Genomic DNA, 10,807 nt, shown 5'->3' with positions numbered 1-10,807 from the left:
CTAATAATGTCATTGCCGCCGCTACCAGATAATTGATTATCAACAGCATCACCAGTAATAGTGTCCTTTTGATTTGTACCAGTTACATTAACAAAATTCTTCACCTTGACTACTACTGATGGCAATCCCACAGGTCTGATCTCTAGTTTCTGTTGAGATAAGTTCACTACTATTGATACATCCGTACTGTCAGAAGTAGCATCAATGCTATTAGCCTGTCCAATTGCACCTATCACGCCTTCAAAGAAGTCTTCAAACGTGTCAGTTCCAATCACACCTTTTTGGATAACCTTTGGTTGAATAATTACAGCTTGTCCTAAATTACTGTAATCAATAACATCGCTACCATTTCCACCGAAAAGGATATCGTCACCTGCACTGCCGATAAATCTGTCATTTCCAGCAGTTCCGACTAAAGTATCGTCTCCATCGGTGCCTATAATTGTTGCCATAATTTTGCCAATCTAGTATTAGAGTAACTGCTGTATAGTATCTTGTTATCGACCATTTTGTACATGTGTAACTCAACTCCTTTCACTTTCTGGCATTTGAGATCAATGGCGATCGCATCACTAACAGATGCCTCAGGGCATTTGTTATACGTTGTTTTGTGTCATGCTTGCCCTTTTTCTTCATCCTTTATTCGTGGAATAGGTTCATAGTAAGCTGAATGAGCGAGTGCCTTGAAAGTAAACCTTCTTGGGACAAATGACATCATTAACTAATCCAGAAAAAGACCGATACAATCTAACTGCCCCAGAAGTCTTTGCCAATCCCTATCCTACTTATCGTCGGATTTTGCAACAAGAGCCTGTTTACTGGAATGATTTTTTGGAGGGCTGGTATCTAATGCGTTATCAGGACGTTGCATTTGCAATGCAAGACAAACGGATTTCGGCTAAGCGTCCGCCAATTAGCAAATTATCCCAATTAGAGCAACAGAATATATTTCCACTTTTGGAAAGTTTATCAAAGTGGATGCTGTTTTGCGATCCCCCAGAACACACACGTCTACGCACGCTGTTTAATAAGGCATTCACTCCTAATATTATTGGCAGTATGGCACCGAGTATTCACTCTTTAGTAAACCAACTCATCGATAGTATTTATGAGCGGGGTAACATAGATATTATTCATGATTTAGCTTACCCAATACCTGCAATCGTTATTGCACAAATGCTGGGTGCAAATTCCGAAGACTACGAACAGTTTAAGAAATGGTCATCAGATTTGGCTAAATTTTTTGGACTGTTCCGTATGAACCCAGAAATTTTAACTAATGCTAAAAAAAGTCTTCTGGAAATGAAACAATACTTCCACTTCATCTTGGAAGAACGTCGTTGTCAACCCCAAGATGATCTCATAAGTAGCCTCATCTTTGCACAAGAGAAAGAAAATTCACTCTCAGACGAAGAAATTTTATCAAATTGTGTTTTCCTAACCTTTGCAGGCCATGAAACTACCACTAACTTAATTGCTAATGGCTTACTTGCTTTACTCGCCAATCCCAGTGAAATGCAAAAGTTAAAGAATGACCCTTCTTTAATCACAACTGCTGTGGAGGAGTTTTTGCGCTACGATAGCCCAGTACAACGGCAAGCCCGCATCGCGCTTACCAATCTCGAAATCAATGGTCAACAAATTCGCACTGGGCAACGCCTATTTCTAGTGATTGGTGCAGCTAACCGTGACCCTGAGCAATTCTCCAATCCCGACAATTTAGATATTACACGCTCACACAACCCACATTTAGCTTTTGGCAAAGGAACCCACTTTTGCCTCGGCGCATCCCTTGCCAGACTTGAGGCACAAATAGCTATCAACACCATTGTCCAACGCTTGCCTCATCTACGGTTAGATACAGATCGGATTGAATGGTATGAAAACCCTTCCTTAAGGGGGATGAAATCAATGCCTGTTGCTTTCAATTTTTAAAATACTCCCGTAGTGAGCGCAGTTTCTTTGTAGCTTCAACACTTGTTTCCCTTGCATTGATTCCACGCAATCGAACTTGCAATTGATTGCCGTTAGTTTGAGGAACAAAGTGTTGAGCCTCTCTTGCTCCAGTCCAGCTAACTTGTAAAATTCTACAAGATGCAATGACCTGTTGCGGGAGGAAGCAATTGCCTTTCATGAAAGCAAGCCACACTAATTTTAGGTTCCTCTTGAAGTTAAATCACCACAGTCATGTATCGAATTTTAATATTTGGTAATTCCGGCTCTGGAAAAACCACTCTCGCCAATAAACTTGCCAAAGATTTCAGTATTCCAATACTGGATCTCGATACTATCGTTTGGGAACCTAATCAAATTGCTATCCGCCGACCTCAAGAAGATATAGTAAAGGATTTACAATACTTTATAGACAATAATATTTCCTGGGTCATTGAAGGCTGTTACAGTACACTAATCAAAGTTGCTCTCCAATTTTCAACCGAAATTTATTTCCTCAATCCCGGCATTAGCAAGTGTCTTGAAAATAATTGCCATCGTCCTTGGGAGGCGCATAAATTTACATCAATCCAGGCACAAGCAGAAACATTTGAGTTTCTCCAAATTTGGATTCAACAATATGAACAACGAGATGATGAATTTAGTTACTCATCTCATCGCTCATTATTTGACCAGTATAATGGCATCAAATATGAACTCACTGACTAATCACCCTGTAATCGAGTAACACTACTCCGTTTTCATAGATATTGCTATTGACAAGTTCTAAAGCAGTTTGCCCAATTACTCCTGAAAACAGTGGAATGCCTGAACCCATCAAAAATGGGTTGACTTTCAGGATTAACCGATCGATTAATTTGTGAGCAAAAAGCGTTGTGGCTAAATCCGCCCCACCACACAGCCAAATGCCTTTACCTATTTCGTTCTTCAAACTTGTGACTAACTCAACAGCATTTTCCGAAACAAGTTCAACATTCTCATCTGGGCTAGAGAGCATACTGCGTGAAAAGACATACTGTTTCATGTGTGAGTAAGGATTGGTTATGCCATCCTTCAATCCTACCTCGTAGGTCTTTCGCCCCATGAGAACAACATCAAACCACTTGTTCTCAGCATGGATACCCATTACTTGACGAAACTGTGATGGAAAGGTTTCAGGAAAGTCGGCAGATAAAGAAGCAAAATATTTAGCATCTGGGGAAAAGCCGTTATGTGAACCGTCGATCTGAGCAATATATCCATCAACGCTGCAAGCCACAAAATACGTCAGTTCTCGCATATTGGCATCCTTTTTAAACAATTGCTAGCAACACTACTCAACCAACTAATCAAGCCGTACTTCGTATGGACACTCTCTCTTGCTCGTCAGACAACCACCGTTGCCAAACGAGCTTTATTTTTACCACTGCCTCATCCCCTCAAAAGCCCTGCTACTGAAACACTGTGGAATTTTTTCCGAAGTGTGCGCTTAGAAAGACTGTAGCGTAAAATTTATTTTGTGGGGGTTAAATTACGTAACTTGCGGTAGGTCACAGATAAAATTGCCAGCACTTGGGCCACTATCTTGGCCCTTTGAGAACATGGGGACTCTCTAGCCGCGATCGCCCTGCCTCGTCCTCTCTTTGAGTTCTGCTACTAGCCAACACTCAAGTCCAGTTAGATAGAACCCAGGCACAGTTAGATAACTTGGCACTAAGACAAGCTAACTCCCAGATCCAATTAGATGAGCTAAAACATGAAATACGACAGCTTACCAGCAACGTTGACCGTGTTCTTGCTCACAGTGCGATTTTGGACAATGTACTGCTTGAATGGGAGCGACAGCCACGAAACACACCAGCGTAACTTTGAAGAACACCAACGCACCACAAACGCTGCTCTACAGAGTCTTGAGGGTATCTTGATACAGCTGACGAAAAATCGGTCTTGAAGTGCAATCGCACCTATTACCGTTCATCCCTCAACCATTCCAAACCAACATTCAGAGCCGCGGACGCAGTGTAATAAATCTTTTGCTCTCCGAAAATACCACCTGTGCGGCTGATGACACGAAACTGCCAACACTACACCAATTCGCAATTCGCAATTCGCAATTCGCAATTATTAATACACACCTGTGTGGCTTAAATATTGATGTTTGTTGCGTGTTTTTCTCCATCCTAAATTGAATAACTAATTACTAAAACAGGTTTCGTGACTGGATCAGAACATAGACTAGACTTCTATCTAAAACAACTTAATTGTTCAATTAATTAATACCAATATTTTTTTAATTGCGAATTGCGAATTGCGAATTGCGAATTGATATTAATGCTCTTGTTCCATAATTCTTTGAAAAAGATAGCCCGAACCTCTAGCGGTCAAAATTAATTCTGGATTGTTCGGGTCATCTTCTAGCTTTCCCCTTAATCGGGAGATATGCACATCCACTACACGAGTATCTGCATTTTGTTCTGAGGTATAACCCCAGACTCGCTGTAAAATTTCTCTACGGCCAAAGGACTTTCCTGAGTGGCTCACCAATAACTCGAACAAGCTATACTCTATACCCGTTAGTCGAATCCGCTCACTCGCTTTGTGAACTTGTCGCTTATTCGTATCAATTTTGAGAAGGCCTACTTCAATCACTCCTGAATTGGGAACGCCAGCAGTACTTGTTTTACTGCCCCGTCGCCGCAATATCGAGCGAATCCTCGACTCTAGTTCTTTGGGAGAAAATGGTTTAGCTATGTAGTCATCTGCACCTAACTCCAGCCCAGTGATTCGGTCAGCAACGTCTGCCAGGGCTGTAAGCATAATAATTGGGACATCAGTTTCTTTGCGTAATTCCTGGCAGACACCGTAACCGTCTAGCTTTGGCATCATCACATCCAAAACAATTAAGTCTGGGCTATGGGAGCGAAATACTACTAATGCTTCTTCGCCATCTCCAGCCGTGACCACATCGTAGCCAATCATGGAAAGGCGCGTTTCTAAAATCCGACGAATGCTTGTTTCGTCATCTACTACCAGGATTTTTTCTTTATGGCTTTCCAAATTGTTCAATGCTTCTGTGCGGCGAACGATTGCTCGCTGTGTTTTTTATTCTGGTATTTATCCTATCAGAGCCTTTGTTGGAGAAAGCCTAATAAAAAAAGATTAACTCACCCTATCAACCCCAAATGACGATGAAATGCTTCAACAGCATTTGCCACCCCATCCTCACCCCGAATCTTCTCACCTAAATCCTGGGCTTTTTGAAGCATCGCCTCATCACCCAGTACAACTTCAATCGCTGCTGCTAGAGTTTTTTCTGATACTTCCTTGTACGGTATCGGCGTAGGGCTAACTCCTAACCGCATTAGCATCTCACCCCACACTGGCTGATCCGCAAAAAAGGGTACTGTCACTGACGGTATCCCTGCTCTTAACACCGCCGCCGTTGTACCAGCACCGCCATGATGTACCATTGCTTTTACTTGAGGCAGCAGCCAGTCATGAGGAACATCGCTCATGGCAAACACTCGTAGCGAATCTTTGATATTGACTATCTTACCTACGTTCCCCCAGCCTGACAGTATGATGCCGCCTTGTCGCGTTTTCTTTAGGGCCTCCACAATGTAGTACGTCAGATATTCTGGATTGGGCATCGTCATGCTGCCGAATCCAAAACACAAAGGAGCTTGTTTTCGCCCCAGAAAATCCAGCAGTTCATCAGGAGCTTCGTCTTCGTATTCGTCGGCACGGTCGATAAACCAGAACCCGGTCACATACGCCCACGCTGGCCAATCATCTCCAATTCGCAATTCGCAATTTGCAATTCGCAATTATTACCCCTCGCTTGAAAGTGGAGGATTGAATCTTCAACTGTTGTTTTCTTCATCAATAAATTGAGGAACTATTGCGGTGGACGGGTTTGCCGGCATAAAGGAGACAGCGCTGTGGGCGAGTTTCCCGACACCTTCACTCTCGTCAAGTGGGGTGGGCTTGTATCCTAAATGAATCAATTATTCAATTGTGAACGCAACTGCGAATTGCGAATTGCGAATTGCGAATTGGTATAAGTAGCTGGCATAATTGATGACTTTCTTAAGCGGATTTGTTGTTGTTCGAGCGAATCTCAAAAATCCAAACATCCCTGTGGGGGTCAGCGGCACAACTGATGCCATGAAACAGGGTACGTCTAATTTTTCCGCAATGTGATAACCCCAGTTTGCTAACGGCGTGTAGATGATTACTTCAGTTCCTTGACAAGCAGCGATTGCCGACTGCAACTGTTGACGTAACAGTTTCTCTTCATCTTCTAGCCTGAGTTTTTCCCCGGCAATCAGTCGCTGTCCTTTTTTCGATTGCATAAGCTCTTGCATATTGCCAGCTATAGGGGCAAACTCCAAATCAAACTGTCTCACGAATGAGGAGAAGTTTTCGTTGGCTGCTACCGTTACCTCATGTCCCGCACGTTTCAAGCCAATGCCCAAAGCGCAGTAGGGTTGCACATCGCCCCTAGAACCTACTGTTAGGATCGTTATCTTGAGTTTTCGGTTGGGTGGGGTAGGTGAACTTTGGCTCAATTGCTCTGACTACTAGTAACTGGGACTATACTCATGAATTGTACCCAATCCGCGAGTGGCTGGTGCGTTTGCCCTGGTTAGCGTAGCCGCCGTTGCACGTGGGTTCCTTTTATACTTTATGAAATTCACCCTCGACTTATATCCATTGGATGTTGCTTTGGACAGCTAATGAAATCACCATCGATATCAACATATCAACACTAAGATTCTATTGCTTGTAGAACTCAAAACAGTAAATATTAGGAGATTTATGTCACTACCAATTATTTTGCAACCTGGTGAAGGTCAAACAGTACAAATTCGTACAAGTACTTGTACTTTTAAGGCAACTGGTGAACACACACACGGACATTTCGGACTGTTTGAATTTGTAATGGAGCCTGGTACCCAAGGAGCTAGCCCTCACATCCATAGGGAATTAACCGAAATGTTTTATGTCGTCGAGGGTGAAGTTGAACTCGTTCTCGATGGGCAACGAGTAAATGCTACGCCAAAAACCTTCATGCTAGTTCCACAAAACACCCCTCATGGCTTTTCTAACCCTGGAACAACTCGCTCAACACTCTTAATTCTATTTTGCCCTGCTGATTCTCGCGAACAATATTTTCAGGGATTGGCCGAATTGACTAAAGATGGGCGACAGCCCAGTGAAGAAGAATTGCTTGAATTAATGCAAAAATTCGATCAATATCCAGTACCAAAACTTTAAACAACTAAAGCAATTAATTATTCGCTCAGAGTGTGGTTCGATTGTTTCTTATAAATCTTCAAATAATATAGTCAAACAGCGGTAATTGAATCACTTGTATTTGTTTGGCATTCTCTAGATTGGACAATGCAATTCCTAACAACCTGATGCTACGGTTTTCTAGCTCAACTGCCTCAAACAGTGCTGTGGCTGTGGCAATAATAGCTTCTAAATCACGAGTGTAATCGGGCATCGTCTGACTGCGCGTGATTTGTTGGTAATCAGAAAATTTGATTTTTAGCGTTAACGTGCGTCCCCTTGTGGAGTTTTGTTCTAGCCGTTGCTCTACAATTTGAGCAATTTGTTCGAGTTCGTGTAGCAAAACCCAGCGATCGCTCAGATCAACAGCAAATGACGTTTCTGCACCAACCGACTTGCGAACCCTGTTCGGTTCAACTATTCGGTCATCCTCTGCCCTGGCTATCTTATAGTAATGATGCCCCACCTTCCCAAAATGTCGTGTTAACTCAGCAAGCGATCGTGCCTTTAAATCTGCACCAGTATGTATACCCAGAGAGTGCATCTTGGCTGCTGTAACTTCCCCAATGCCGTGAAACTTTTCAATCGCTAATCCTTCCACAAAAGCTTCAGCTTCCTGGGGTAGAATCACCGTTAGTCCATTAGGTTTGTTCTGTCCTGATGCCATCTTTGCCAGGAACTTGTTAATCGACACGCCTGCTGTTGCTGTCAGGAGAGTTTCTTCTAATATTGCTGCTTTGATTAATCTTGCAATAGTAGAGGCATAGGCAATATTTTGCTTGTTTTCGGTCACATCCAGGTATGCTTCATCCAAGGCTATCCCTTCGACTACATCGGTGTAGCGTTTGAAGATATCGTGGACTTGGGCAGACACTTCCCGGTAAACATCAAATCTTGGAGGAACAAAGATTAATTCTGGGCATTTGGCTGCTGCTGTTACTGATGGCATCGCTGAGTGAATGCCAAATTTTCTTGCCTCATAACTGGCTGCTGCTACCACACCCCTTTGATTTGGACTGCCACCAACTACTAATGGCTTACCTCGGTATTGCTCCTTGTCTCGTTGCTCAACCGATGCGTAAAAAGCGTCCATATCTACGTGTATTATCTTCCGCATCGGTTTAGTTGTTGCGGCATTTTTTAAACAAATTGCCCTTTAATATAGTACACCAGCACTACTATATTTCAGGTTTGCACCTACTTTTTCATGTATACGTCTTTGTAACAAAGTTGTAATAATAGGGGTAAGCTGTACAAGACAGTGTGGTGTCACCACATTGAAAATGCACTGCAACAGAGGAAGTAAGAGCATGACTATTGGTGTTTGGGTTCTCGGCGATCAACTTTGGGCTGGACAGTCCGCTTTACAAAGTTGTGTGCATCTATACCAGCAAACTCCTGTCATTTTGATTGAATCGCTTTCCCATGCTCTGCAACGTCCTTATCATTTGCAAAAGCTAGTTTTAGTTTGGTCAGCCATGCGTCACTTCGCTGACGAACTTCGTTGTGTTGGTTGGCCAGTTACATACACTCAAGCGTCAGACTTTCATACACCCTTGCTGGAGTGGATTAAGCAGTACAAAATTACCGAACTGCGCGTGATGACTCCAACAGATCGCCCGTTTTTCGAGTTAATTCAAAACCTCAATCTGACAATTCAAGTCACTTTCACCCCCAATAATCGCTTTATCTGGAGCGATGAAGATTTCCGACAATGGGCGGCGGGGCGCAAACGCTTAATTATGGAGGATTTTTACCGTCAAGGACGACAGCGCTTCAACATTCTTATGGAGGGCAATCAACCTGTTGGCGGACGATGGAACTTTGACCGGGAGAATCGCAAACCACCTAAAGGCAAACTGACCTTACCACAAGCCTTATGGTTTGAACCTGACTCGATTACACAAGATGTTATCAACTTCGTCAAACATTCTCAAGCTTTTAAGGACAGTCAAGCTTACTGGAAATTAGAACCATTTCGCTGGGGAGTAACGCGCCAGCAAGCTCTACAAGTACTGAAGTTTTTCTTGGAAACTCGATTGTCCAGTTTTGGCCCTTATCAGGACGCAATGGTGACAGGAGAGCAAACTATGTGGCACGCCATGCTTTCCCCTTATCTCAACCTGGGATTGCTTCATCCATTGGAAGTTGTTCGAGGAGCTGAACAAGCATATTTAGACAACAGATGTAACTGGGAGCTAAATAGCATTGAAGGCTTTATCCGTCAGGTACTTGGTTGGCGAGAGTATATGCATGGTGTTTATATTTACCTACAACAGGATTACTCGTCAAGTAACTGGTTTAACCACACTCATCCATTGCCTGCTTTTTATTGGACAGGCGATACAAAGATGAATTGTCTGCACCAGATTTTAACTCAAGTTAAACAAATCGGTTATGCTCACCATATTCAACGCTTGATGGTACTAAACAACTTTGCTTTGATTGCTGGGATTTCGCCCCAAGAACTTGAAGACTGGTTTCATGCTGCCTTTATTGATGGCTACGATTGGGTGATGCAAACCAATGTCATTGGTATGGGGCAGTTTGCTGATGCTGGAATGATTGCATCTAAACCCTATGCTGCTTCTGCTAACTACATCAACAACATGAGCGACTACTGCAAAAATTGTACTTATAAACATCGTCAGCGCAGTACAGATGATGCCTGTCCTTTCAACTTTTTTTACTGGGACTTTCTCGCTCGTAATTACGACAAACTTAAACATCAGCCACGCATGACTCAAATCTTGCGTAACTTAGAGCGGATTTCCCCCGAAGAACTTCAAAATATTCGTTCTTTAGCTGACAATTGGCACTCCAGCCATACTGTCACTGACTACTCCCTGACTACGCCTTCGACTCATCACTAGAGACAGCTATTTACGCTATCAATAATTTGCTCTAGCCTCATTTGTTCTGCTTCCACTCAATCTTATACTCCTTCTCTACGGCTGCCAACAGCTTCGCCTGCAACGCTGACAGATACGGTTTGGCTTGCTTACCCAACCCCTGCAACAGCCAATCTACAGACACGTCATGGTCGGCCACAGTATGCAACTGCCGCAACCGCAAACATAACTGCTGCATAAAGAGGCAGTCATCATCCAGCAGTTCCAAAGACCTAAGATGTTCTATCTTTACTGTATACTCACTGTCCCAGGTTTGAATTGTACAGCTATAATCTCCAACATAAGTAACCACACCCCAGCAACCGCCCTTACCTCGCAACTCAGGGTTGTCTTTGGGTAAAAGAACACAGATTTCTCCATCTCGGTAGGGATTGGGGACTTTAGTTCCTTCTCGAATTCTATCTACAACACTTTGGACTATCCGACCAGAGGGAATTTTATTGCCTGCCTCTTCTACCGCTTGCTCCCAAACATGCGCTTGTTGGGGCGGTTCTAGCTCGGCTTTAGCCAATGAGCGCACCTGCCTTTCACTTGTCGGAAGAGGAATTTGCCGACCATTGGTCGGCAAATATTTCTGAATATTCTCATATACAGTAGTAGCAGATATCTTCAGGTAGGCAGCATCACGGCTATAACCAAAGCGATCGCGGCAATACTCCTCAAAA

General features: G+C 43.2%; 12 protein-coding genes and 1 pseudogene. 6 read left to right on the top strand and 7 right to left on the bottom strand.

Features of this window, described 5'->3' with window-relative positions; genetic code table 11:
• A pseudogene (locus H6H03_RS37970) lies at positions 1-452 on the bottom strand (calcium-binding protein); the annotation flags it as partial.
• Between the two features lie 256 nt (positions 453-708).
• On the opposite strand from H6H03_RS37970, the gene H6H03_RS37965 reads away from it, so the two are divergent.
• Together H6H03_RS37965 and H6H03_RS37960 are read left to right on the top strand one after the other, a co-directional pair.
• Entirely contained in the window at positions 709-1,935 is a 1,227-nt protein-coding gene (locus H6H03_RS37965; protein ID WP_190960154.1) for a cytochrome P450, read from the top strand.
• 252 nt (positions 1,936-2,187) lie between these two features.
• On the top strand, positions 2,188-2,661 hold the full coding sequence (locus H6H03_RS37960) for a shikimate kinase (protein WP_190960153.1): 474 nt from the start codon (positions 2,188-2,190) through the stop codon (positions 2,659-2,661).
• On the opposite strand, the gene H6H03_RS37955 is transcribed toward H6H03_RS37960, so the two are convergent.
• Positions 2,651-3,232: a dihydrofolate reductase family protein gene (locus H6H03_RS37955; protein ID WP_190960152.1), complete on the bottom strand. Its 582-nt coding sequence runs from the start codon at positions 3,230-3,232 to the stop codon at positions 2,651-2,653. The two genes, H6H03_RS37960 and H6H03_RS37955, sit on opposite strands and share 11 nt — an antisense overlap.
• Positions 3,233-3,253: 21 nt before the next feature.
• On the opposite strand from H6H03_RS37955, the gene H6H03_RS37950 reads away from it, so the two are divergent.
• Entirely contained in the window at positions 3,254-3,436 is a 183-nt protein-coding gene (locus H6H03_RS37950; protein ID WP_190960151.1) for a hypothetical protein, read from the top strand.
• A gap of 252 nt (positions 3,437-3,688) precedes the next feature.
• Positions 3,689-3,883, top strand: a complete 195-nt coding sequence (locus H6H03_RS40965) for a hypothetical protein (RefSeq protein ID WP_242058199.1) — start codon at positions 3,689-3,691, stop codon at positions 3,881-3,883.
• Between the two features lie 377 nt (positions 3,884-4,260).
• Here the strand turns inward: H6H03_RS40965 and rpaB are convergent, their stop codons facing one another.
• The 3 genes from rpaB to H6H03_RS37930 all read right to left on the bottom strand — a co-directional run bounded on the left by rpaB (position 4,261) and on the right by H6H03_RS37930 (position 6,503).
• Positions 4,261-4,989 carry a response regulator transcription factor RpaB gene (gene rpaB / locus H6H03_RS37940; RefSeq protein WP_190960155.1) on the bottom strand — a complete coding sequence of 243 codons (729 nt, stop codon included), beginning with the start codon at positions 4,987-4,989 and terminating at the stop codon, positions 4,261-4,263.
• A gap of 107 nt (positions 4,990-5,096) precedes the next feature.
• Positions 5,097-5,702, bottom strand: a complete 606-nt coding sequence (locus H6H03_RS37935) for a glycosyltransferase (protein ID WP_190960150.1) — start codon at positions 5,700-5,702, stop codon at positions 5,097-5,099.
• 237 nt (positions 5,703-5,939) lie between these two features.
• Positions 5,940-6,503, bottom strand: a complete 564-nt coding sequence (locus H6H03_RS37930) for a glycosyltransferase (RefSeq protein WP_190960149.1) — start codon at positions 6,501-6,503, stop codon at positions 5,940-5,942.
• A gap of 250 nt (positions 6,504-6,753) precedes the next feature.
• On the opposite strand from H6H03_RS37930, the gene H6H03_RS37925 reads away from it, so the two are divergent.
• Positions 6,754-7,212 carry a cupin domain-containing protein gene (locus H6H03_RS37925; RefSeq protein WP_190960148.1) on the top strand — a complete coding sequence of 153 codons (459 nt, stop codon included), beginning with the start codon at positions 6,754-6,756 and terminating at the stop codon, positions 7,210-7,212.
• 58 nt (positions 7,213-7,270) lie between these two features.
• Here H6H03_RS37925 and dinB read toward each other — a convergent pair whose 3' ends face one another.
• Positions 7,271-8,347, bottom strand: a complete 1,077-nt coding sequence (gene dinB / locus H6H03_RS37920) for a DNA polymerase IV (protein WP_190960147.1) — start codon at positions 8,345-8,347, stop codon at positions 7,271-7,273.
• A gap of 193 nt (positions 8,348-8,540) precedes the next feature.
• Between dinB and H6H03_RS37915 the strand changes: the two genes are divergently transcribed.
• A complete protein-coding gene (locus H6H03_RS37915; RefSeq protein WP_190960146.1) occupies positions 8,541-10,103 on the top strand; it encodes a cryptochrome/photolyase family protein in 1,563 nt (520 codons plus the stop codon).
• Between the two features lie 37 nt (positions 10,104-10,140).
• On the opposite strand, the gene H6H03_RS37910 is transcribed toward H6H03_RS37915, so the two are convergent.
• Positions 10,141-10,807: hypothetical protein (locus H6H03_RS37910; RefSeq protein ID WP_190960145.1), on the bottom strand; the 667-nt coding region annotated here is incomplete at its 5' end.

This window comes from Nostoc paludosum FACHB-159, assembly GCF_014698835.1.
GTDB classification, from domain to species: domain Bacteria; phylum Cyanobacteriota; class Cyanobacteriia; order Cyanobacteriales; family Nostocaceae; genus Nostoc; species Nostoc paludosum.
The sequence above is the reverse complement of the archived record's forward strand: the minus strand, read 5'-3'. Positions and strand labels throughout refer to the sequence as shown.